Here is a 23965-nt window from a genome sequence, read left to right on the forward strand (position 1 = left end):
TTCTCAACTCAGCACACATGGAAACACGTCACGCCGCGTACGCATAGCAAACGACTAGAGGCTTAACCAATGGTTATTGGTTTGCTAGCGTAGAAGTAACCACTCAGAAACACATCGATGGGACAATGATATGTCTACTTTTTCCTCTCGTCGCGCCCTTTTTAAGGGTGCGGCAGCACTAACAGTCGCTGGCGCTTTGGGTGCGCACCATGCCGGCGAGCAGAGCGCCCAGGCTGCCACCTTGGACGTTATGACCACCCCGCTGACGTTCAAGATTACCGAGGCGTCGTTTGATATTAGCGGCTTCAACCTCAGCTACGAGATTACAGGCCTGCAGGCTGTGCTTGATACTGGCCTGTACACCCCATACATTGAGGCTGGCTACTACACCAAGGAGAAGGGCTTCACGCAGTTCTACTTCTTCGCTCTTGAGCCGAAGAAGCGCATCGAGAATGACCCCTACGTGAGGCACCACGTCATTTCTCGCGAGGTCACTGGTGGCCCGAAGGCGGACTACGGGATTCGCTTGTCTCTTCGTCCGCGCCGTGAGCAGTACACCATCCTGCGTACTATTGAGGTTCGCCCGACGATTAACACTGAGTTTGCGTGGGCACCTTTCATTGTGGATATTGATATGGATGGCGAGTACGCTCCCGATATCTACAGGTCATGTAAGGCAAAGGTTTTGCTGCTCGATAAGGAACGTTGCTTCTACCCTAAGCGTGCGGTGACCCGCAGCGATCTGATGGATGCAATCTACCGAGGCGCCCGCTCGCCGAAGGTTAAGCTTCCGGCGCGTTCCCCGTTCCCGGATGTGTCCCCGAAGGATGAGCGTTACTCGGCATACATTTGGGCATACCAGAATGGTCTGACCTCGGGTTGGTCTGACGGTAAGATGCACCCGGAGGCGGTGGCTAGCCGCGCTACGATGGCAGCGTTCTTCTACCGTTACTTTATGCTTACCCCCGGCCGTCGTCCTTCGTGGTTCCGTCCCACTACCCCGCAGGACATGAAGCCGGGTGCCCCGTTCTACACCGAGTCGGTGTGGCTGCACTCGTCGGTGAATATTGATACGAGCTTTCACAATAAGAGCAAGGATTTCCGTCCGACCAAGATTGCTACCCGCGAGGAGCTGGCTCGTGTCCTGTCAATGCTGGACATGATTGACATCCCCAGTAGCCCTTATATCGATGCTTAAGATTTGGCAGGTGCCGTGAACCGGGCGGTTAACCTACATGTTTTAGCTTGGGTTGATCTCTGAGAACAGCAGCTGAAGATAGTGGCCTATGGCCTATAGAAGGGGCGGCGAGAGTTTTTCTCTCACCGCCCCTTTTTGTATGCCCCTTTTTTTCGTGTGCCCGTTTTCTGGTGCAGGCGCTGCTGGGTGCGGTTTTTAGTGCTGGTGATGCTTCCATTTTTGTCTCTCTATTGTGTGGTCTTTTTGGGGGTCGGGCTTTGTATAAAACCGGGGGCGTAATTTTCGAATTTTTTGTCTTATAACTCTTATTGGAATGTTTTTCTCGTGTTTTCATTGAATGTCTAAGACGCGGGTTGGTAGGCTGAAATTGCACTTCAGCATGCCGCCGCTACGGGTCCTCCACGATGTGGATTTGGCGTAGGCTCAGCGCGGTGGACTGTCACTCATTGATCCTCTCAACTTCTTTTCTCATTCACCCTCATTCATGCAGAAAATTCAGATTGGATAATGATGTCCTCATTCTTTAAGCCTGCCCGTGGCGCACGCCGAAAAGTTGCGGGCGCTTCCCTGGCGTTGGGTTTGACTCAGCTGTTGGGCGTGTCTCCGCTGTTGGGCGTGTCTCCGCTGTTGGCTTTGACGCCGGTGGCGGCTCAGCAGGCGGCACCTCAAGAAAAACCCGCGCAGAACGCACCCGTACAGAACGAACCTGCGCAGAACAAACCTGCGCAGGGCAATCAGCAGGATGCTTCCCTGCCGACCCTGCGCGTATCCAGCGGCTCCCTCGACATTCTTCACGGCGGTACCGTGCACGTGGATGGTACCGGGCTGTCCCCCGAGTTCTTGGCGCATCATGAGCTGCGTAGCCTCACAATCGCGCCGAAGGGCTCTTCAACCTACGCTAACCCCTACCAGAAGCTTGATCACCGCGGCCTTGTCTTTGACGCCCCGAAACCGGCTGCTGACGGCAGTTTCAGCGCTGACCTGACGGTTCCGGCGAATAGCCTGCCGGCAAACCTGGAGTACGAGGTTATTCTCACCTACCGCCCCGTAGATGAGGCGCACCCCTATGCGTGGAATACTGAGGATCGCGTCCGTACGGCGCTGCCGGTGGAGTTCAACCTCCCGAAGGCGGCGCTCCCCTCCATCACCTATGATGTTTCGGCTATTTCTGAGGAGCAGATTGCTTCCGGTCAGCCGATTGAGGTGACGCTGACGGGTACCGGTTTTCAGGATGTCAGCTCCGTGAAGTTCACCCTATCCGAGCATGATGAGCAGGGAAAGGTCACGAACGATAATGTGGCTTCGCTTGGTGAGCTGAAGGCACCGGATACGGAAGAGAATCAGCGCATTTTCAAGGGCCTGATTCCTAACGGCTATTTCCAGAAGAAGGTCACTATCCCTGCGGGAGTCTTGAAGTCCGGTAAGGGATATTCCCTGGGTGTTTCCGGTGTAGAAACCCACGGGTGGAATAAGCTGACGCGTAAGTTCCCCTTCGTTCCGGTGGGCAATAACCCTGCGCGCATGGCGTATCAGGATAATTCGTTCAGGAATACCCTGCCGAAGGTATCTGTTGCTGCGCAGGATTTTGATCCCGGTCAGGACCGCGTCTATAAGGTGACTATTTCTAATATTTCACCCGAGGTTGACCTGGGGTACTACATTGACTCTGTGTCGATTTATAACGCTACCTCTGGTGAGCAGGGATATTTTGCGAGGAATGATGTAGCGGGTCAATACTATAAGCGTGACGAGCTGGTAACCCGCAATGCTGACGGCACTCTGACCGTGGAGGTTGAGTATAAGGCTCATGGTGATTCCTACAATAGGCCTTCTTCTCGCGGTTCGATGGCTGAAGTGCGTGTGGTGTTCTCGGACTCTCAGTATTCGTACGGTAGCCATAAGTTCACGGTGAGCGCGCAGCTTCCGATGGCGCCTCTTGCCGCTGATGCTGTTGATTCGGAGAACCCGGGGAATGTTGAGTTGAAGGTGACTTCGGGAACCCTCAATATTTCTCAGGGCGGTACGGTGTCGGTGACGACTTCCCCGTTGAGCCCCGAGTTCCGTAAGAAGTACACTTTCTACGAGCTGGCTCTGGTGGAGCGCGGGTCGGTGTACGTGTATGCGGAGCACAATAGTTATGAGCCTCTCGACGAGTACGGCGGAATGCTCAAGGATTTGAAGCATCAGGTGCGGGAGAACCCGGACGGTAGCCTCACCTACACGTTTAAGGTTCCCCCGCAGTACGTTGAGGCTGCCGACGGTGAGCTCTTCGATGTGGTGATGACGTACTACCCGTCGGATGAAACTGAGCCGGAACCTTCGAGTAGGTCGAACCGTTTGTATGCCCGCGCGCATATTGATGTGGTTCAGGAAGCGCAGCCGACCCGTGGAACCTACACCTTCAGTCAGTCCGCTATCGATGACCCGTGGAAGGATACGACGCTGCGGGTTGAGGGACGCCATATCCTCTCCCAGGCTAGTGAAATGGTTGGTAATGATTGGCCGGTCATCGCTATCTATGAGGCTGACCCTGCAACGGGAAAGATGGTGGGTGAGCCTGTGTTCACTCAGCGGGATGACTACACGTACTACGGGGTTAACACCAGGTGGTTCCGCAATAACTATTTCAGTGCGGAGCTGAAGATTCCTGCGGGTACGTTGAAGCCGGGCAAGCTCTACTTTATTGGTATGTATGGGAACGGGGTGCCTTACCCCGGCATGGAAGATTCTCCGGGTTCTATGCTGAATGATGTTGCGGAGTTCCTTCCGGTGCATTCTCCCGAGCAGGACTCTGCGGGGCCCACGCTGCACCTTGGGTCGGTGGGCCTGAGCCCTTATGCGCAGACGAACTTGTTTACGGCGCGCGCTACCGGGCTTTCTGATCCGGGTGAAGGATCGTACCGCCTCTCGGTGCAGCATGTTGATGAGCAGGGGCGTTTGACCGGTCAGACGGTGTTCCAGCAGGCAATCCCGGCTGGCCTCATCAAGGACGGCAGGGCGGAGCTGAATCTGACGATCGCTCAGCCGCTGAGCTATTCGGGCACTTATCGTCTGGTCTTGGAGAAGGTCACCCCCGGTAAGGATGGTGCCGGCGAGTCGGTGGAGCAGCTTGCTGTCGAGGATATTCCTCTGAAGCTGACGCGTGAGGATGAGTTGCAGGCGGCTGAGCAGTGGTTTGCTGATCGTGATATTTTGCCTAATCCTTCGCCGATGTCCTGGCATAGCGGTATGACGCGCCACGATGTGACGGTGTCGCTGTACCGTCTGGCGGGTTCCCCGAAGGTTGAGCTGCCTGCTTTTAGCCCGTACGCGGATGTGGCACCGAGCGACCCGGACTATGCCGCGTTCATTTGGGCTCGTCAGAAGGGTATTACCTTTGGCTGGGTGGACGGCAAGTTCCACCCGGAGGCGAACCTTTCGACCCCGTCGACGGTGGCTTTCCTGTACAGGTATCAGAAGGCGATGGGTCAGGTCACGCCGAAGGCACCGACCTCTTCTTCGCTGCCGGGTAACCAGGATGCGCCCCAGAGTTCCGGTGGCTGGCATCATAAGGTTCGTGAGGGTAGCGCTTTCTGGCGTGAGGCTCAGTGGGCTGTTGATTACCACATGTGGGGTTACAGCGTTGACGGGGAATACGCCTATGAGGACTTTGATAGGTCTTCCATTTCCTCTGGTGATTTTGCGTTGATGCTGTACCGCATGGAGCACGGCGGTAGCCACCTCAGGTAGCGCCCGGTCGTGGTGAGGAGTGACCGGTGGGCTGGGATGCTCGACGTAGTTCGGCTTTTCAGCCTGCCGGTGCCACCCCGGTTTTTCTTCCCTGCCTCTGCGAGTTCTTTTGCCTAGCACCAGGCTTTACGGGGCTACTTCTCCTCTGTTTTTTTGGGGGGGTCTTTTCAGGCTTTATCCGCTCAACTTTTTCACTCACTTCATCTACTCACTCGTTTCAATCACCGTATAAATTTTGTAGATGGGATAATGATGTCTTCATTCTTCACACCACGAGGCGCCCGGCGCTGTTCCACCTCTCCGCGCCATCCGGCAAGCGCCCGTGCGCTCAGCCTGTCGTTGCTGCTGGGTTTGAGCCCGCTTGCCGGTATCACCCCGGCGGCGCTGGCGGCTCCCGAACACCCGGCACAACCGGCACAGGTTGCACCTGCTCATGCAGACCCGGAACAGGCGACCCCCGCCTCCCCCGCCGCAGCTCAAGAAGATGCTGACGAAGCCACGTCTTCGCTTCCGAAGGTAGATGAATCTCGCCATCCTGAAATGGAAGGGTTTAAAGTCTCTCCTGAGACTCTCAACATTTCTCGAGGCGGCACAGTAACGCTGACGACGCCTCCGCTCAGTGCTGAATTCCGCCAGAATTACGAATTCTACGAATTTTCTCTGGTTGACCGCGGTTCTTCGTACTTCAAAGCCGCGTATGCCCGCATTGACGGATATGCCTACTTTGGCTACCTCTTTGACCGTGATCCCAACCCGAAGCAGATGGTAGAAAACCCAGACGGGAGCTACACCTTCTTTCTCAATATTGGGCCGTACATTATTGAGGCTAATGAAGGCACTCTTTTCGACGTCATTTTGACGTACCACAAGAAGGGCCACCGGGAGGATTCTTGGCCGTCCGAATTCCGTTTTGTGGCGCGTGCACCTATTAATGTTGTGCAGGACCCTAAGCCGACTGAGACGACGTACATTTTCAGTGTGCCCGCAATTGATGACCCGTGGAAGGATACGACTCTGACGATTGAGGGGTTCCATATCCTTACGAGCGGTAGTCGAGAGGGCAAGGATGGCCCCGCGCTTCTGGCTTTTTATGAAGTCGACCCGAAGACCGGAAAGATTGTAGGCGAACCAGAATTCACCACTCGGATTCCGTACCCGGCTTCCCGTAGTGGAGAGCGCGTTTATTTCCTGAATTGGCATTTTAAGACGTCTATTACGATTCCTGGGGGAACGCTTAAGCCGGGTAAGGTCTATAAGATTGGTTTCTACGGTAAAGACCGTCCGGAGGATGAGAATTACCCCGGTGAGTTGCTGAATGATGTTGCAGATTTCATTCCGGTACGTTCGCTTAATAAGGAATCGGCTAGCCCTGAGATGTTTCTGAAGGCTACGACGGTGAGCCCTTATGATGAGGAAAATATCTTGCCGGTACGCGCCGTCGGTTTGAAGAAGCAGCCTGGGGTCTCTTACCGTTTCTCGGTACAACATGTTGATGAGCAGGGACATCTGACCGGTCAGAAGACGCTGGTGCAGGAGATTGCTGCTGAGAGCATCCATGACGGCACGATGGATGAGAAGCTGACCATCTCCGGTGCGCCGCTGAATTATGACGGCTCGTACAGGCTCTTCTTGGAAAAGGTGACTGCCGGCAAGGACGGTACGGTTGAGTCGGTTGAGCAGCTTACTTCGAAGGATCTACAGCTGCAGTTTACGAAGAATAAGGAGGTCAACGCCGCCTGGGCATGGTTTAAGCGCCGTCAGGTTCTTCCTGAGTTTTCTTCTTTGAGTGAGGGACGCGATATGACGCGCCGCGATGTGACGGTGGCATTGTACCGCCTGGCGGGTTCCCCGAAGGTTGAGCTTCCGGCGACGAGCCCTTATGGAGATATCGCTCCGGATGATCCGGACTACGCCGCGTATATTTGGGCTCGTCAGAAGGGCATTACGTTCGGTTGGGCGGATGGGAATTTCCACCCGGAGATGAACATGCACAATTATTCGACGGCGGCGTTCCTGTATAGGTATCAGCGTTCGCGCGGTAAGGTGTCTCCCGGCTTGCCGACTGCCGCACCGCAGTCTCGTAACGGTAGCCTGCCGGGGTCGGATGAATCTGAGGTGAGCGCTAACCCATGGGTTCTGGATTTGGAGGAGGGTAGCGCTTTCTGGCGTGAATCTCGGTGGGCTGTTCAGCAACGCATTTGGGGCTACACCGGGGATTGGGAACACGAACGCTTTTTCATGGAGACAACGTCCGTCTATGACTTGGCGTTGATGCTGTACCGCATGGAGCACGGCGGCAGCCACCTCAAGTAGCGCCCGGTTGTAGTGAGGAGTGACCGGTGGGCTGGAATGCTCGACGTAGTTCGACTTTTCAGCCCGCCGGTGCCACCCCGGTTTTTCTTCCCTGCCTTCTGCGAGTTCTTTTGCCCAGCACCAGGCTTTACGGGGCTTCTTCTCCCCTGTTTTTTGGGGGTCTTCTCAGGCTTTATCCGCTCAACTTCTTCACTTGCTTCATCTACTCGCCCGCTTCATTCACCGTACAGTTTTTTGTAGATGGGATAACGATGTCTTCATTCTTCACACCACGAGGTGCCTCGCACCATTCTGATACCCCGCGCCACCCGGCGAGCGCCCGCGCGCTCAGCCTGTCATTGCTGCTGGGTTTGAGCCCGCTTGCCGGTATTACTCCGGCGGCGCTCGCAACACCGGCCCAGGCAGCACCTGAGCAGCAGGCGCAACCGGCACAGGCTGCACCCGCCTCCCCTGCAGACGAGCAGAAGAAACCTGACAACCCGGTTGGCATGAAGCTCACCTCGGGTACCCTCAACATTTCTGAGGGCGGCACTGTCTCTGTGACCACCGCGCCGCTGAGTGCCGAGTTCCGCGCAAAGTACACGCTGTATGAGTTCGGCATTGTGGAGCGCGGTAAGAATTACCTTCAGTCACATTACGGCGATCCCCTTCCTGAGGCGCAGTACGGCAGCAAGGTTGCCAGCCTCCGTGCTGAGGGTAAGGCACACGATAATCCTGACGGGAGCGTCACGTTCACTCTTGATATCCCGAAGCAGTGGATGATGGTTCCAGAAGATACCCTCTTCGACGTGGCGCTGACCTACTACCCGTCCGATAAGCCTGACCCACACGACTATCCGTATGATGATCCCCGTAGTACGGCACGAATTCCCTTGCCCACGGTGCGCGACCCTGAGCCTGATCAGCCGACGTACCGCTACAGCATTTCAGCGGTTGATAAGCCGTGGCAAGATACGACTCTGACGGTTGAGGGCTACCATATTCTTCCCCCGAACATCGTAGGCGGGTACGACAGCCAGGCGTACGTCACTCTGTATGAGGCAGACCCGGCTACGGGAAAGATTATGGGACACCCTGTTTTCTCCCATGTTGTTCCGTTGACGGGCAACTGCTTGCATCACTGTACGGGTTTCCGCAATAACTATTTCGGCACGAAGATGACGATTCCGGCGGGTACGTTGAAGCCGGGCAGGCTCTACATGATTGGTATCTACGGTTCTAATCTTCCTCACCCGGGCGAGGAGGACTATAACGGCAGCTTGCTGACCAGTGTTGCGCAGTTCCTTCCGGTGCGGTCTGGGCAGCCGAGCGATAACCAGCCGGATCCTGACCAGCCTGTAGCGCGGCCGGATTTGTACATTCCGTATAAGCGCATCAACCCGTATCAGGAGATGAATACTCTCACCGCGCGTGTCTCAAATCTTCCGAAGCTTACCGAGGGCTATTACCGTTTCTCGGTTCAGGCAACGGATGATTTTGGCGAGCTGACCGGTGAGAAGGCTTTGGAACAGGTTATTCCCGTTGAGCGCATCCACGATGGTGCCGCGGAGGAGAAGCTGAATATTCCCGGTAGCGCTCTGAATTATGAGGGGTCTTACAGGGTTGTTCTGGAGAAGGTAATCCCTGGCAAGGATGGCACCGCGGATGCGGTCGAGCCGGTGGCTTCTGAGAATCTTGATCTCTTGGCGAATACTACGGAGGAGCAGAAGGCGGCTCTTGAATGGGTTAAGCAGCAGGCTCTTCTGGACGAGAGTAAGACCGTTTTGAGTCGCCGCGATGTGACGGTGGCGCTGTACCGTATGGCGGGTGCGCCTCATGTTGAGCTGCCTGCAACCAGTCCTTATGCGGATGTGGCGCCGAGCGACCCGGACTACGCCGCGTACATTTGGGCTCGTCAGAAGGGCATTACGTTCGGCTGGGCGGACGGCAAGTTCCACCCGGAGGCAAACCTTTCGGCACGTTCTACGTTGGCGTTCTTGTACAGGTACCAGCGGATGATCGCGCCGGCTCCTGCGCCGGAGTCGAGCAGTTTGCCGTCTTCGTCTGTGCCCAAGAACAGTAGCGTGCCGGGTGATTCTCCGGTCCGGGTTTCGCGTTCGCATTGGTCCGATTATGAGCGTACGGATACTGCATTCTGGCGGGAGTCGTTGTGGGCTACTCAGCAGTTCATCTGGGGTTATAAGGATTATGATCGCCGCTACGCTGAGGATTTCAGTTCGGATACTGTTTCTTCTTCGGAGTTCTCGGTCATGCTGTACCGCATGGAGCACGGCGGCAGCCGTCTCACATAGTGTCTCGCCGTGGTGTTAGCTATTTTGGGTAGCTTTCGTCAAATAGGCAACTTTACGACCCTGTTTATGTGCCACTTTTATTGTGGGTGACTTTTATGTTGCCTTGCCCACCGCATTGTGAATATTCTCAACCTGCAGAGGTTGCATAGGTGCGAATTTTTCGAATGCGGTGGGTTTTTTGTGCTTTCTTTTTTGTACAGTGACCAGTGTTTGTGCTTATCAGCACAATATTTAGGCATATTTTCCACGTCATGCACATACTTTTTAAAGCTATACTTCACCTTAAGACATGCGATAAAACACACAGACATTTTTCGCGCTGATGACCTTTCAGGTTCCAGCACGTCTTAACTATTTGCTACGGTGTTTATGCGCACCACACTCGATGCGTGACACCGATAAAAACTGATTGGATAACAATGTCCTCACTTCCCAACCACATGCGCTTTGCGCTACCCAAAAACATGGCTAAGAGCGGCTGCGCCCTCACTTTGGCGGGCGCCATGCTCTTGCCCCTCTCTCCCGCGTTTGCCGCACCTGCTACTCCGATAGCAGCCCAGGCTGTTGAGCAGGGTGAGGTTCAGGGTGCTCAGCGTCTGCAGGTTACCTCCGGCACTTTTGATATTCTCAAGGGCGGCAACGTGATGGTTAGCGGCTCCGGTTTCTCCAAGGACTTCGTTAAGGGCAAGTCGTTCCGCCTGTACGTTGTTCCGAAGGGTGAAAGCGTTGCTTTCTCGCCGCACCGTCCGCGTGATTACCCCTTCTATGTTCAGGATGTTCCCGCCTCCGCTTTCGCGGCTGACGGCACCGTGAACCTGACCGCTTCTATCGGCGCTAACTATCTGGAGGCCAATGGCTCGTCCTTCGATGTTGTGCTCGGTTACCGCGATGACGCTGAAGACGGCTGGATTCCCGCGGATGAGGTTCGTACTGAACTGAAGGTTGCGGATGTTCCCACCGTTGATTCCCCTACCCTGTCGTACAGCGCTTCGTCGGTGAATGCTTCTGAGAACGCTAAGGTCACTGTGAACGGTGCTGGCTTCCAGAACATTTCGTACAACGGTAGCGAGTCGCTGATTGTTGCGGTTCGTGCGGTTGATCCGGCGACCGGCAAGGCGACCGGCCCCGCGCTGGCTCAGTCGGAGGCTAAGTTCACCTCCTACTCTGCGTTCTTCGGCCAGTACATGGGTTACACCAACGGCCGCTTCTCGACTGTTCTGGACATCCCGGCGGGTACCCTGAAGTCCGGTAGCTCCTACGTTGTGCAGACTTTCGAGTTCAATGTTCCGGAAGATAACGATGAGGCGAACAACCAGGCACTGAGCACTCAGGCGTTTGTTCCGGTGAACGGCGAGAACGCTAAGACTGCTTCGCCTTCGGTGTCCCTGAGCACTGACAAGGTTGATCTGAGCTCTTCGACCACTATCCGTGTGAAGGGTAAGGACTTCAATGTTCCGGCTGGCGCTACCGTGAACGTGCTGTTCTCTGAGGCTGAGGCTGACGGCAACCCGACCGGTGAGGCTCTGGATAGCATCACTCTGAACGCTGACCGTGTGGCGACCGGCGCGTTTGAGACGACCGTTAACGTTGACGGCACCAAGCTGGATGAGGATAGCCACTACGCTATTTTCGTAACCATCAACTACGCCGATGGTCAGCGTGAGCGCATCGCGGCTGATTACCTGACTCTGACCGGTGAGTCTGCGAACAAGAAGGCTCGTGAGCGTTTCGCTGATGTTCCGGTTGCTCACGCGAACCACAAGGCTGTTCTGTGGGCTGCTGATCAGAAGCTGATTGATTCTCGCGAGAAGGATTGGTTCGGCGTTAATGATGATGCGACCCGCGGTGAGCTGACTGTTGCGCTGTACCGTATGGCTGGTTCCCCGAAGGTTACCCTGCCGGCTACTAGCCCGTACCCGGATGTGAAGGCCGATGACCCGAACTACGCTGCGTACATTTGGGCTCGTCAGAAGGGTATTACTTTCGGCTGGTCTGATGGTAAGTTCCACGCGAATGCGTCTGTCTCTAATGCTACTGTTGCGGCGTTCCTGTACCGTTTCGATGGTAAGAAGCCGGTTGCTGCGACTGAGGCGCCGTACACCGATGTGAAGGTCGGTTCTGCGTTCTACCGCGAGATCACTTGGGCTAAGCAGCAGAAGCTACAGGTTTTCCCGGGCTCTGAGTACCACCCGTCTGCGCTGGTGAGCCGTGGTGAGCTGGCTGGTTTCTTGATGAACTACAAGGTCCGCTAGGGCTCTATAAGGTTCACTAGGGCTTTATAAGGTTCGCTAGGACTAGTCTCTAGGGTCTATGGATTATGCCGGGCTGGTGGTGATGAAACGTTGGTTTCGTCCCGCTGTCCCGGCTTTTCTGTGCCATTGCGGGGTGTTTATGAGGTGTCTGCAAGGTATCTGTAGGGGCGCGTGCGGGACTGTCGCCCGGTGCTGTTCCGCGGTTTTCGGCGTATTTTTGGCGGTTACCACGCTAGTGTGGGCTGTACCGCATGTGGGGCGCGCCTCATGCGGCACCCGCTATTGGGCGGATTTTTGGGTGCTCTACTCCCCTCTTTTCAAGAATGTTCTGTGGAGTGTAAATTAATATTTTTCAAGCTGTGGTTTATGCTTAGGACTGTTGCGCCCCCTTGGTGCGCACCCTTATCCGGCTGGGTGCGTAGAAGAACTAGAGGGAGCCCTGCACACACCGATACATCAACCACATTGAGGATTTATGTCCCAGAATTTTAAGCAGTCGACTGATACTGCCCATAATTCTTCTGCACCTCTGCTGGCACCGGAGGGCACCCCCGAGGCTTCTTCTCAGGCTGAGTCGAAGAAGCGTAAGCGCCGCCGTATTGAGCTGGCTGTTGGCGCTGTGGCGTTGGCGGGTGTTTTGTATCTGCCGTTCTCACCTCTTTTCTCTTTTTATGATTCGTCGGAGGCGCGTCTTTCTTCGGCGGATACTGCTGCGCCGGTAGCTGCTTCGGTGCCTGCTACCTCCTCTCCTCTGGCGTCGAGTTCTTCGACTCAGGGCCCGAAGATTCTGCGTCCGTCCGTGACTGCGCCGGATGCGAACACTATTTTTGCTGATGCTCCCGAGGACTCTGCGTACTATGCGGGTATCCGTTGGGCTGTTCGTACTGAGACTATGCTTCCGGTTTCTGAGGACCATTTTGGTGCTGAGGATCCGGTGACTCGTGGCGAGCTGATCACCATGTTCTATAAGCTGGCGGGTTCGCCGGCAGTGACCCGTCCGGAGCATTCGCCGTATGCAGATGTTGATGAGTCTGACCCGAACTATGATGCGTACCTGTGGGCGCGTCAGGAGCGTATTACGTCCGGTTGGGTTGATGGTAAGTTCCATGCGGAGGCGCGTCTGTCGAATGCTTCTGCGGCGGCTTTGCTGTACCGTGCTGATGGTGCGCAGAAGATTCAGATGTCGGGTTCTTCGCCGTTTAGCGATGTTTCGTCTGTGACTCCGTTCTACCGTCAGATTGTGTGGGCGTCTCGTCGTGGTGTGTCTACGGTGTCTGAGGGTAATGCTTTTGAGCCGACGGCTCAGACGTCTCGTGGTCGTGTTGCGATGATGATGTACCTGTACTTCCGCACTTCCTAGTTTTTGCACTTCCTAGTTTCTGTGCTTTGTTTTAGCGCTTTGCTTTAGCGTGTTTGGCGGCCCCGCACTCTTGTTTGGGAGTGCGGGGTTCTTTTTTCGGGCTTTAGCCTGCTGGGCTCAGTTTTTAGCGGCTGGTCAACCTGGGAAAACCCTCAGAACCTTCAAGTCTCTCTTGAGTGTTTCCTGACTTCTATTCACCCCTTTGATAGGGTGAAATTGTCCCCGAAATTGACGGGGATATTCGACCACTTCTCATTGGGTTGGCGCAGATTCGACGAAGATTTCTCACTCCCCTTTTAGAAACTGCATTGGCGCGATGGATTCGACCAATAAGGAATGATTATGTCCGCTCTTCCGAATTTCAAGGCTTCGTCCTTCTTCCGTGCAGCACGGGGTTGCGGTGCATTGGCGCTGGCTGGCGCGATGGTTTTGCCGATGTCTCCTGCGCTTGCCCAGAATGTTGCCGCGGATGCTCCTGCGGCGGCTGTTGCTGGTTCCCTGCCGGATGATCGCGTCCGCGAGAATCCTGTTGCTACTTCTGATGAGTTCGCTCCTCATTGGAGCTACAACGCTTTGAAGGATACCGGTAACGATCAGGTTCTGAACTTCTCAGGTTGGGGTTTCAACGGCGATATTAACTCCCCGAAGGGTGTTCAGATTGTTGTGCGTGAGAAGGGCTCGAACACCCCCGTCCTGGCTATTAGCGACATCATCGAGTACAACGACCCCGAGTATGCGTTCCAGTACCAGCATGGGCTCCTCAACGGTAACGTTAAGATTCCCGCTAACACCCTGAATAAGGCAAAGCAGTACGTTGTCGAGGTATGGGGCAACAACGGCTACCAGGAGGGTAGCGAAGACCTGGTGACCCCCGTTGTTGGCAAGGCACCCGAGGGTCGCGGTACTCTGCTCGCTTCTCAGACGCTGAACTTCAATGGTTCTGACGGCACGACGGCTGCGGATGTTCCGGGCGCTAAGGCCACCCAGGAGGACGCTCCGACGTTCGAGGTTCTGTACGACGGCAAGGCTCAGTTGCTGTACACCTTTGAGGGCGGTACCGTCCACGTGAAGGGTTCGGGTTTCACTAAGGAGTGGCGTGAAAAGCACGGCAAGGTGGCGGTTTACCTGGCCGCTTCTCAGGGTGTTCCCGACGGTAGCCTACTGCCCGCTGATGATACGCCGCTGCGTTTTGAGGAGGGTAAGGACTTCACCATTGCTGAGGACGGCACCCTGGATGCTCAGCTGACGGTCAAGCCGGACGTGCTTCAGCGCTACTATGAGCCTCGCTACTACTTCCCCGGTATCCCGACTTACGATGTGCGTTACGAGGTTGACCTGGTTGCTGAGCAGCAGGGTCAGCCCCAGCTGACCATTGAGGATCTGTGGGCTGGCAAGAATGTGATTCGCCGTATTGCAGTGCAAACTCAGGCGTTCCGTCCCAGTCCGTTTGCCCCCAAGGTGGAATACAAGGCTCTTGGCGATACCACCACTGATCAGGACATTTACTTCTCGGGTACCGGTTTCTACGGTGAGATTCACTCCGTCAAGGGTGTTCAGTATGTAATCCGTGAGAAGGGTTCGAACACCCCTGTTCTGGCGACCAGCGACATCATTGAGTACAACCACCACGACCGTGCCTTTGAGTATGTGAACGGCGTAGTGAACGGCACCGTGAAGGTTCCGGCTAACACTTTGGATGCTTCGAAGAAGTACGTGGTGGAGGTCTGGGCTAATGACGGCTACAGCGAGAGCGGCGAGTTCCTTGCCCCCGTTGTGGGTAAGGCGCCCGAGGGTCGCGGTGAGCTGCTGGCTTCTCAGGACCTGAACTTCAAGGGCTCTGACGCTGTTGAGGATAAGAAGCCTAGTCTGACCGATGAGCAGCGCAAGGAACGCGCTACCCGCGGCGAGCTGGCGGTGGCTCTGTACCTTCAGGCTGGCGCGCCCGAGGTGAAGCTGCCTGAGACGTCGCCCTGGCCGGATGTGAAGACTGACGACCCGAACTACGCTGCGTACATTTGGGTTCGTGAGAAGGGCATCAGCTACGGCTGGTCGGACGGCAAGTTCCACGCGGACGCTGGTATCTCGAACGCTACCGTTGCGGCGTTCACTTACCGTGCGGCGGGTTCTCCTGCGGTGACGGGTGATTCTCCCTATGTGGATGTTAAGCCTGGTGCTCCGTTCTATCGTGAGATTCTGTGGGCGAGCCAGAATTTGCCTACTGTGTACGGTGGTCACTATTTCATTCCTAAGCAGCTGCTGACTCGCGGCCATCTGGAGACTGTTCTGACTGCTTTCCAGTCTCGATAAGCTGGCTCGCTAAACTGGCTCTGCTTATCGACTAGTCGCACGAATAACCCCGTGTTCCCGAGTGGTGTTTCTATTCGGGAGCGCGGGGTTCTGTTTTCGGGGTTTGGCTTGCTGAGTTTGGTTTGCTGGGCTCATTTTTTAGTGGCTGGTCAACCTGTGAAAACCATCAGAACCTTCAAGCCTCTCTTGAGTGTTCTCTGACATCTACCTGAGGGTTTGATAGGGTGAAAATGTCCCCGAAACCGACGGGGATACTCAACCACTTCTCATTGGGTTGGCGCAGATTCGATGGAGTTTTCTCACCCCAGGAACCCTATGAACCTGCATCATCCCGGTGGGTACGACCCGTTAGGATGATGTATGTCCTCGCTTCCGAATTCTAAGTCTTCTTTCCTCCGTGCGGCTCAGGGTTGCGGCGCGCTGGCGTTGGCTGGTGCTATGGTTCTGCCGATGACTCCGGCACTCGCCCAGGATGCGGCACCTGTTGCTAATGCACCGGCGGCAAATGCTGTGACCCCCAAGCCGGCTGCTCAGGATGCAGCGGCACAGCCGACGTACTCCACTGATTATGACGGTATTCTGTACACCGGCGAGGGTGGCACCGTGACCCTGAAGGGTGCCGGTTTCACCAAGCAGTGGCGTGAGCAGCACGGCACCGTTGTCTTCTACATTGCTGCTACGAAGGACCGCCCCGGTAACGCTGAGCCTTCCACGTCGATGCTCCGCTTTGAAGAGGGTAAGGACTTCACCATTGCCGATGATGGCACTTTTGAGGCGAAGCTGACCATCAAGGCTAATGCCCTGGAGAATTTCTACACTCCCATCGATTATTTCCCGGGTATCACCCTGGACGAGGTGCGTTACGAGACGGGTATTTTGACCGAGGCTAAAGGCCAGCCGCAGTCGAGCATTGAGGATATTTGGGCTCGTAAGAACGTTATCGCCCACCACCCGATGTACACCCGCGCTTACCATCCGCAGGTCCTGGCACCTAAGTGGAAGTACGATGCTCTGAAGGACACCACGAAGGATCAGGAGCTGCTGATTCAGGGTGAGGGTTTCGTTGGGGAGGAGCTGCCCGGTCGTGAGGGTGCCATGTACGTGATTCGTGAGAAGGGCACCGGCACCCCCGTCCTGGCGATGAGCGATATGAAGTCCTACTATGAAGGTCCCGATGGCGTAACCCGCCTTGAGGGAGGCACTCTTTACCGCACCATCAAGCTCCCCGCAAACACCCTGAATCCTTCTAAGCAGTACGTCGTTGAGGCGTGGAGCGACTACGACTACGACCTCACCAGGAAGGACAGGCCCCTCATCACCCCGATTGTGGGTTACGCGCCGGAGCACCGCGGTGTTCTTATGGGTCGTCAGGATTTGAAGTTTGAGGGTGTTCAGGACTTCGCGGATGCTACCGTACCTAAGGGAGAGTACAAGAGCCTGATTTCGAAGCTCACCTACCAGGAGCAGCAGCAGCGCGCTACTCGCGGCGAGTTGACTGCGGCTCTGTACGCTCAGGCTGGTAGTCCCAAGGTGAATCTGCCTAAGACTTCCCCCTGGCCGGATGTGAAGACCACCGACCCGAACTACGCCGCCTACGTGTGGGCTCGCCAGAAGGGCATTACTTTCGGCTGGTCTGATGGCAAGTTCCACGCGGAGGCAAGCATCTCGAACGCCACCGTTGCAGCGTTCACTTACCGTGCAGCGGGTTCCCCGGCTGTATCGGGCGTGTCTTCCTTTACCGATGTGAAGCCGAGTTCTGCGTTCTACCGTGAGATTCTGTGGTCCACTCAGCAGTATGTCATTAATCCGGATTTCGGCTCTTTTAATGCGACGGATCTGGTGAATCGTGGTCAATTGGAGCAGATGCTGTTCAACTTCCAGAACCGCGCTAAGTAAGGCGGACTAGTTCTACGCTGAATACCCCGTGTTCTCGAGCAGGTTTTCTGTTCGGGAACACGGGGTTCAGCTTTTACCGGCTGATCAACCTGTGAAATGTCTCAAAACCTTCAAGCCTCCCTTGAGTGTTCCCTGACATCATTTGGAGGGTTTGATAGGGTGAAAATGTCCCCGAAACCGACGGGGCTTCCAACCATTTTTCTCATAGGGCGCGCAGATTCAACGGCGAATTCCCTACCCGCCGTTGACCCCCCCCCAGGACCCTGCGAGAAACAACTTTTAAGGATGTGTTATGTCCTCGCTTCCGAACTCTAAGTCCTCTTTCCTCCGCGCAGCTCAGAGCTGCGGCGCGTTGGCGTTGGCTAGTGCTATGGTTCTGCCGATGGCCCCGGCACTGGCTCAGAATGCGGCTCCTGCCGCTGATGCAGCCGTTGCCGCCGCTACCCCTCAGGCTGCTCACCAGGTCGCTGCGGCTACCCCGACCCTGGATGTATCCATCCCTGACGGTTACAAGTACGACGGCGTGAACCCCTTCCTCATCACGACCGAGGGCGGTACCGTTCATGTGAAGGGTACCGGCTACACCAAGGAGTGGCGTGCCCAGCACGGCACCGTGGCACTGTACATTGCCCCCGCGAACTACGCACCGTCCGGCTACGAGATTCCGACTTCGAAGATGCTGCGTTTTGTGGAGGGTCAGGACTTCACCATTGCCGATGACGGCACTTTTGAGGCTGACCTGAAGGTTGAGGCGTACGATCTTGCCGCCTACTACTTCGTTGATGACGACAACTTCCACGATCCGACCGGCGGCACCAAGTACGATGTCCGCTACGAGATTCACGTGGTTGCTGAGCAGAAGGACCAGAAGCCGCTGACCGCTCAGGAGCTGTGGGTCAGCAAGAACGTGGTGAGCACCCAGGTACTGAATACTATGGGTGAGAAGCCGGCGCCGTTCGCACCGCGCCTGGGTTACAACGGTGTGGCTGATCCCGCAAAATCGCAGGATTTGAACGTTGGCGCTCAGGGCTTCCACGGCGATATCCACTCCGTTAAGGGTGTCCAGTTCGTGGTTCGTGAGAAGGGCTCGAACACCCCGGTTCTGGCAACCAGCAACATCATCGAGTTTGACCACCCCACCGAGTCTTCGGCGTACCGTGACGGCAACCTGTACGGTAACGTGCATCTTCCGGCGAACACTCTGAATGCTTCGAAGAAGTACGTGATTGAGGTTTGGGCTAATGACGGTTACAGCGAGACGGGCGAGCTGCTCGCACCGGTCGTGGGCAAGTCCACCGAGGGCCGCGGTACCCTGCTCGCATGGCAGGACCTGGACCTGAACGGCACGAACGGTTACAAGGATGCGAACCTGCCCAACGCTCAGGATCCCAAGAAGGACGACGATCAGAAGCCTGCTCCTTCTGATGAGAAGCTGAAGACCCCCGCAACTCGCGGTGAGCTCGCGGCTGCCCTGTACATCCAGGCGGGCACCCCCGAGGTGAAGCTGCCTGAGACTTCCCCCTGGCCGGATGTGAAGACCGACGACCCGAACTTCCCGGCGTACGTGTGGGCTCGTCAGAAGGGTATTACCTTCGGCTGGTCGGACGGCAAGTTCCATGCTGATGCCGGCATTTCGAATGCTACCGTTGCGGCGTTCGCCTACCGTGCGGCTGGTTCTCCTGCGGTGACGGGCAACTCTCCCTACAGCGATGTGGCTCCGGGTTCGGCGTTCTACCGTGAGATTCTGTGGGCTCAGCAGAACAAGGTGGTGCTGAACGCTAGCGGCGCTTTTGACGCTCAGCACATGGTGACTCATGGTGAGCTGGAGACTCTGATTGAGGCGTTCCAGGCTCGCGCTAAGTAAGGTCGTTTAGCCCGCCCGCGTCCCCCTCGGGTTTTACCTTGAGGGCGAGTGCGGCGCATCGGATAGTTCTCTGAATCCCCCGTGTTCCCGAATGGTTTTCTGTTCGGGGGCGCGGGGTTCAGCTTTTAACAGCTACCGCGGTGTGAGATTTCTCGAAACCTTAAAGTATTCCTTGAGTGTTTCCTGACAATCGTTCAACGCTTTGATAGGGTGAGAATATCCCCGAAACCGAGGGGGATTTTCAACCACTTTTCTCATGGGGCGTGCGCAGATTCAACGGTAGATTCCCTACCTACCGGCGAGCTCGCGTAGCCCCGGAGAAACAACTTTAAGGATGTCTCATGTCCTCGCTTCCGAACTCTAAGTCTTCATTCTTCCACGCGGCCCGCAACTGTAGCGCGCTCGTACTGGCGAGCGCGATGGTCCTGCCGCTGACCCCGGCGTTAGCCCAGGACGCAGCGCCCACCGCAAACGCGCCCGTTGCTAACGCACCGACTGCCAATACCCCCACCCCTGCAACTCAGGACGTCGCGGATGAGCCGTCTTTCACCGTTGTCTATGAGGATTACTACTACCAGGACGGCCGTGACGTCTTCGAGCAAGAGGGCGACGGCCTGTACACCGGTGAGGACAGTAAAATTACGGTTCTGGGCACCGGCTTCACCAAGGAGTGGCGCAAGCAGCACGGCAAGGTAGTCATCTACATCGCGCCCGAGGAGAACGTCCCCTACAACGCCCATCAGGTGACCGATACCCTCTTGCGGTTTGAAGAGGGCAAGGACTTCACCATTGACGATGACGGCACCTTTGTCGCCCCGCTGAAGGTTGAAGCTAATACTTTGCCGAGTTACTACACTCTCACGGAGTATTTCCCGGATATGACTCTGGACAAGGTGCGTTACGAGGTTGGCATCCTTGCCGAGCCCGAGGGCCAGCCGCAGTCAACCGTTCAGGATATCTGGGCTCGCAAGAACGTTGTGACGCATCACGGTCTGAGCACCAATGATTATCACTTCGATACCTTCGCACCTAAGTTGAAATACGACGCTTTGAAGGACCCCACGAAGGATCAGGAGCTGCTGATTCAGGGTCAGGGCTTCGTAGGGACTGACATCCCCGGCGTTGAGGGCATGATGTACGTCATTCGCGAGAAGGGCACGGGTTCCCCCGTCCTGGTTATGAGCGAGATGAAGCGTTACGTCCACGGTGATGATGAATACGAGACGGGCCTGGAGGGAGGCTTCGCTTTCGTCAATCTCAAGATTCCCGCGAACACGCTGGATCCGTCCAAGCAGTACGTCATTGAGGCGTGGAGCGACTACGGTTACCCCAGCAAGACGGATAAGACTCTCATCACGCCGATGGTGGGTTTTGCCCCGGAGCACCGCGGCGTTCTTTTGGCGCACCAGGATTTGAAGTTTGAGGGTGTCCAGCGGTTCACGAATGCTTACGTACCCGTAGAGGAACGTATGTACTTTTCGACATCGCTGAACGACGAGGAACAGAAGCAGCCTGCCACCCGCGGTGAGCTGGTTTCCTCCCTTTATGAGATGAAGGGCAGCCCCAAGGTGGACCTTCCTGAAGTCTCCCCGTGGCCGGATGTGAAGACGGACGATCCGAACTACGCCGCCTACATTTGGGCTCGTGAAAAGGGTGTTACCTTCGGCGGACCTGACGGAAAGTTCCACGCGGAGGACGGTCTCACGAATGCAACCGTTGCCGCAATGATTTACCGTGCGTCTGGTTCACCGGAAGTATCGGGTGTTTCATCCTTCCCGGATGTTACGCCGGATTCCGCGTTCTACCGTGAGATTCTGTGGGCTACCCAGCAGAATGTTATTACTCCCGAGACTGGCATGTTTGAACCGAATCATGCTGTGACCCGCATTGAATTGGACTGGATGTTGTTCTATTACCGGCATCGCGTGATGAACCCTATCACTACTGGCCTGTATCGCATTGCTAACTAAGTAGGCCAGGCCGGTTCTAGCCCGGGCACCTCGTCACAACGGACGGGGTGCCCGGGCTCTTACGCACTGAGTACGCGGTGAGGGAATCTGCGCGGATTCTTCTAGAGTTCTCACCCCTAGAATTCTCGCCCTAGAGTTCCCACGCGGGGGCTGCGGCGGTGCTTGCCGAGTGCGCGTCATGACCGGTTGCCACGCCGGTGGAGACGGTGAAGTCCCACGGGTCGGTGTTCAGTGCAGACAGCTTCGTTTCGATGGTGAAGCCGCGCTCAGCGAGCAGGGCGCGCAGGCGGTTTGCCGCCGACTGTAGCCAGAGGGATTCGCTGGCGGCGTGGGAGCAATCAATCAGGGCGATGTTGCTACCGTCAACTCGTGCGGTTTCGCGGAATTCGCTGGCGGGGTGGTGGCGCAGGTCGGCGGTAATGTACACCTGCGCGTCGGTGGCGCGCACAGCGTCAAAGAGGGAGTCACCGGCACCACCGCAGAGGGCAACCCGGCGAATCGGCTGGTCGGCACGGCCCGCGATGCGCAACCCGCCGGCGGTGGGAGGCAGGGCCGCCGCGAGGCGTTCTGCAAGCTCCTTGAGGGTGATTTCTTCGGGCAGGGTGCCGAGGCGGCCGGTGCCTACCGCGTGTTCCTGTTCGTCAAGTACCTGGGTTTGTGCTTCAGTGAGCGGTTCGCGGTCAATCAGGCCGATAGCGTCACAGAGTGCTTCGTTCACGCCTTCAACGGCGGCATCTGCGTTGGTGTGCGCGCCGAGCAGTCCGCATCCGCCTTCGATAAGGGTGTGCAGTACATTGCCCTTGTAGTCGCTGTCGGGGATGAACTTTGCGCCGCGGAGCAGCAGCGGGTGATGGGTGATGAGCAGCTGCGCGCCTTCGGCTACGGCTTCTTCGGCGGTGGCGGTGAGGGCGTCTACTGCGAAGAGGACGGTACTCACTTTAGCGGCGCCACGTCCGGCGACGAGGCCGGATGCGTCCCATCCGGCGGCAAGCTGCGGCGGGAAGAGTGTGTGGAAGGCATCGACGACTTCTGCAAGGGTGGGGGTTTCTAGTTTTTCAGTCATACCTCTATTGTGGCAGGTGGCGCGGCGGCAGCTCAGGAATATTATGCGGCTCGGCGGTGTTCTTCAGGTAGTGTGGTTTTATAGTTCAAGGAGGAATCATGACTGATGTTGTTCTTGCCGGCGGCTGTTTCTGGTGCCTGGATGCGGTGTACCGCCAGTTCCGCGGGGTTGAGGAGAGCGTCTGCGGCTACACGGGCGGCGATACTCCCGACCCTGATTATCGTTCGGTGTGTTCGGGTGCGACCGGGCATCAGGAGGCGCTGAAGCTCAGCTTTGACCCGCAGGTGATTGACCTGGATACGGTGCTGGATATTTTCTTCACGAGCCACGACCCGACTAGCTGGGATCGTCAGGGTGCGGATACCGGTTCGCAGTACCGTTCGGTGCTTTTCTACGCGGATGAGCAGCAGCGTGAGGCGTTTGAGCGTGCGGTGGCGCGTGCTCAGCAGCTGTACTCCTCCCCCATCGTTACGGAGATTAAGCCTCTGGGCGTGTTCTATGAGGCTGAGGAGTATCACCAGAATTATTACGCGTTGAATCCGGCGCAGGGTTATTGTGCGTTTGTGGTGAGCCCGAAGGTGGCTCATGCGCGCCGTAATTTTGCGCATCTGCTCCGTTAGCTACTCCGTTAGTCGGTACGTCCGGTTCAGTTGAGGCGTATTACGTTGTTCACCCCGTAGCTGTCTTTTGTTGTGTGGCAGCTATGGGGTGTCTTCATATGCGCCCGGCTATTTGTTGTTCGCCGGTGTTTTACGGTTGCTATAAGGTGCGCCCGGTATGATGGGGGTGTCGACTCACTCCTCCTCGTCCGTTGACCTCTTCGAAAGACTGCTGATGACAAGCTCCTCTTCTAAGCCCGTCGCCTTGAGCCGCCGCGCCGTGTTGGGTGCGGGCGGTGTTGGTCTTGCCGCTGTGTTGTCTGCGTGTGCGCGTACGGTGCATCCGCCGGTTGCTACTGCTGAATCTGAATCGGCGAGCGCGAGTGCTTCGGTGAGCCCGTCTGCTTCGCCGGCGTTGCCGTCTGCGAATAAGTCGTATAAGGGTAAGGTCACGTTCGATAACTTTGAGAAGAACGGCGAGTACGTTCCTGCCACGGCTGAGAAGAAGGCGCAGAACGTGCCCAAACCGCTCATGCCGGAGAAGGTGCAGGAGCTGAGCATTGACGGTATTTATGCGCTGATTGGCTATTGGATTTCTAGCTTTAATTATTTGGCGTTGACGGGTGATATTGAGCCGTTGAAGAAGACGGACCCGAGTAGCGAATACTATAAGGAGCTTGAGCCGATGGTTAAGCTCTATGAGACAGGGCGCGGCTGGATTTACGATACGAGTGAGCCGATGTCTGTGTACCTGATGACGGACACTCCCACGCAGGTTGAGGGCGACCGTATTCGTTATTTCTGGCGTGCTCGTTCTCTGGTTGACCAGAATGCGAAGAGGCATCTGACGGAGGGGGACAACCGCGATAAGTCGCTGGCTAGGGCAGAAGATTCTCAGGGGCAGGCGATGAGGATTGTTGTGGAGTATAAGGAGGGTGCTTGGTTTATGAGCACTCAGAAAGATAAGGATGCTGATAAGAGCACGGAGTCTGCGAGCCCCTCAGCGTCCTAGTGCACTAATTGCAGCTTTTTAGACCTTTCTTCGCAAAAGGATATAGGTAGTGGTATTTGATATCCATTCATGTGCTTAGGGTATAATGATGGTGTCAACTCACTCTATTTC

13 protein-coding genes are annotated in these 23965 nt (G+C 56.3%); 12 read left to right on the top strand and 1 reads right to left on the bottom strand.

The window, feature by feature from the left end:
• Window positions 1-130 precede the first annotated feature (130 nt).
• The 10 genes from HMPREF2894_RS04890 (at window position 131) to HMPREF2894_RS04935 (ending at window position 21180) form a co-directional block, all read left to right on the top strand.
• Window positions 131-1198, top strand: a complete 1068-nt coding sequence (locus HMPREF2894_RS04890; RefSeq protein WP_012903668.1) for an S-layer homology domain-containing protein — start codon at window positions 131-133, stop codon at window positions 1196-1198.
• 510 nt (window positions 1199-1708) lie between these two features.
• Window positions 1709-4927 carry an S-layer homology domain-containing protein gene (locus HMPREF2894_RS04895; RefSeq protein WP_246827020.1) on the top strand — a complete coding sequence of 1073 codons (3219 nt, stop codon included), beginning with the start codon at window positions 1709-1711 and terminating at the stop codon, window positions 4925-4927.
• Between the two features lie 249 nt (window positions 4928-5176).
• Complete coding sequence (locus tag HMPREF2894_RS04900; RefSeq protein ID WP_083309907.1) at window positions 5177-7240, top strand: superoxide dismutase; 2064 nt, start codon at window positions 5177-5179, stop codon at window positions 7238-7240.
• A 251-nt stretch (window positions 7241-7491) separates the two neighbouring features.
• Entirely contained in the window at window positions 7492-9531 is a 2040-nt protein-coding gene (locus HMPREF2894_RS04905; RefSeq protein WP_070678060.1) for an S-layer homology domain-containing protein, read from the top strand.
• 419 nt (window positions 9532-9950) lie between these two features.
• Window positions 9951-11783 (top strand): S-layer homology domain-containing protein, encoded by a 1833-nt coding sequence (locus tag HMPREF2894_RS04910; RefSeq protein ID WP_070678063.1) that lies wholly within the window; start codon window positions 9951-9953, stop codon window positions 11781-11783.
• 475 nt (window positions 11784-12258) lie between these two features.
• On the top strand, window positions 12259-13143 hold the full coding sequence (locus tag HMPREF2894_RS04915) for an S-layer homology domain-containing protein (RefSeq protein WP_049349972.1): 885 nt from the start codon (window positions 12259-12261) through the stop codon (window positions 13141-13143).
• 342 nt (window positions 13144-13485) lie between these two features.
• Window positions 13486-15450: a hypothetical protein gene (locus tag HMPREF2894_RS04920; RefSeq protein ID WP_049349971.1), complete on the top strand. Its 1965-nt coding sequence runs from the start codon at window positions 13486-13488 to the stop codon at window positions 15448-15450.
• A gap of 360 nt (window positions 15451-15810) precedes the next feature.
• Window positions 15811-17346, top strand: coding sequence for an S-layer homology domain-containing protein (locus HMPREF2894_RS04925; RefSeq protein ID WP_049345407.1), 1536 nt, complete (start codon window positions 15811-15813; stop codon window positions 17344-17346).
• A gap of 292 nt (window positions 17347-17638) precedes the next feature.
• A complete protein-coding gene (locus HMPREF2894_RS04930) occupies window positions 17639-19210 on the top strand; it encodes a gluconolactonase (protein ID WP_070506529.1) in 1572 nt (523 codons plus the stop codon).
• Between the two features lie 341 nt (window positions 19211-19551).
• Entirely contained in the window at window positions 19552-21180 is a 1629-nt protein-coding gene (locus HMPREF2894_RS04935; RefSeq protein WP_070678064.1) for an S-layer homology domain-containing protein, read from the top strand.
• Window positions 21181-21310: 130 nt separating this feature from the next.
• Here HMPREF2894_RS04935 and HMPREF2894_RS04940 read toward each other — a convergent pair whose 3' ends face one another.
• On the bottom strand, window positions 21311-22243 hold the full coding sequence (locus tag HMPREF2894_RS04940; RefSeq protein ID WP_070635327.1) for a Nif3-like dinuclear metal center hexameric protein: 933 nt from the start codon (window positions 22241-22243) through the stop codon (window positions 21311-21313).
• 98 nt (window positions 22244-22341) lie between these two features.
• On the opposite strand from HMPREF2894_RS04940, the gene msrA reads away from it, so the two are divergent.
• Together msrA and HMPREF2894_RS04950 are read left to right on the top strand one after the other, a co-directional pair.
• Window positions 22342-22863, top strand: a complete 522-nt coding sequence (gene msrA, locus HMPREF2894_RS04945; protein ID WP_049345412.1) for a peptide-methionine (S)-S-oxide reductase MsrA — start codon at window positions 22342-22344, stop codon at window positions 22861-22863.
• A gap of 214 nt (window positions 22864-23077) precedes the next feature.
• A complete protein-coding gene (locus tag HMPREF2894_RS04950; protein ID WP_065423899.1) occupies window positions 23078-23854 on the top strand; it encodes a DUF6318 family protein in 777 nt (258 codons plus the stop codon).
• The last annotated feature ends 111 nt before the right edge of the window (window positions 23855-23965 follow it).

The sequence above is a fragment of the Rothia sp. HMSC066G02 genome, assembly GCF_001813145.1.
GTDB lineage: Bacteria > Actinomycetota > Actinomycetes > Actinomycetales > Micrococcaceae > Rothia.

Coding starts and splice junctions, on each gene's coding strand:
- HMPREF2894_RS04950 (WP_065423899.1), top strand. CDS start 23,078: ATGACAAGCTCCTCTTCTAAGCCCGTCGCCTTGAGCCGCCGCGCCGTG.
- msrA (WP_049345412.1), top strand. CDS start 22,342: ATGACTGATGTTGTTCTTGCCGGCGGCTGTTTCTGGTGCCTGGATGCG.
- HMPREF2894_RS04925 (WP_049345407.1), top strand. CDS start 15,811: ATGTCCTCGCTTCCGAATTCTAAGTCTTCTTTCCTCCGTGCGGCTCAG.
- HMPREF2894_RS04905 (WP_070678060.1), top strand. CDS start 7,492: ATGTCTTCATTCTTCACACCACGAGGTGCCTCGCACCATTCTGATACC.
- HMPREF2894_RS04940 (WP_070635327.1), bottom strand. CDS start 22,243: ATGACTGAAAAACTAGAAACCCCCACCCTTGCAGAAGTCGTCGATGCC.
- HMPREF2894_RS04935 (WP_070678064.1), top strand. CDS start 19,552: ATGTCCTCGCTTCCGAACTCTAAGTCTTCATTCTTCCACGCGGCCCGC.
- HMPREF2894_RS04900 (WP_083309907.1), top strand. CDS start 5,177: ATGATGTCTTCATTCTTCACACCACGAGGCGCCCGGCGCTGTTCCACC.
- HMPREF2894_RS04920 (WP_049349971.1), top strand. CDS start 13,486: ATGTCCGCTCTTCCGAATTTCAAGGCTTCGTCCTTCTTCCGTGCAGCA.
- HMPREF2894_RS04890 (WP_012903668.1), top strand. CDS start 131: ATGTCTACTTTTTCCTCTCGTCGCGCCCTTTTTAAGGGTGCGGCAGCA.
- HMPREF2894_RS04915 (WP_049349972.1), top strand. CDS start 12,259: ATGTCCCAGAATTTTAAGCAGTCGACTGATACTGCCCATAATTCTTCT.
- HMPREF2894_RS04910 (WP_070678063.1), top strand. CDS start 9,951: ATGTCCTCACTTCCCAACCACATGCGCTTTGCGCTACCCAAAAACATG.
- HMPREF2894_RS04895 (WP_246827020.1), top strand. CDS start 1,709: ATGTCCTCATTCTTTAAGCCTGCCCGTGGCGCACGCCGAAAAGTTGCG.
- HMPREF2894_RS04930 (WP_070506529.1), top strand. CDS start 17,639: ATGTCCTCGCTTCCGAACTCTAAGTCCTCTTTCCTCCGCGCAGCTCAG.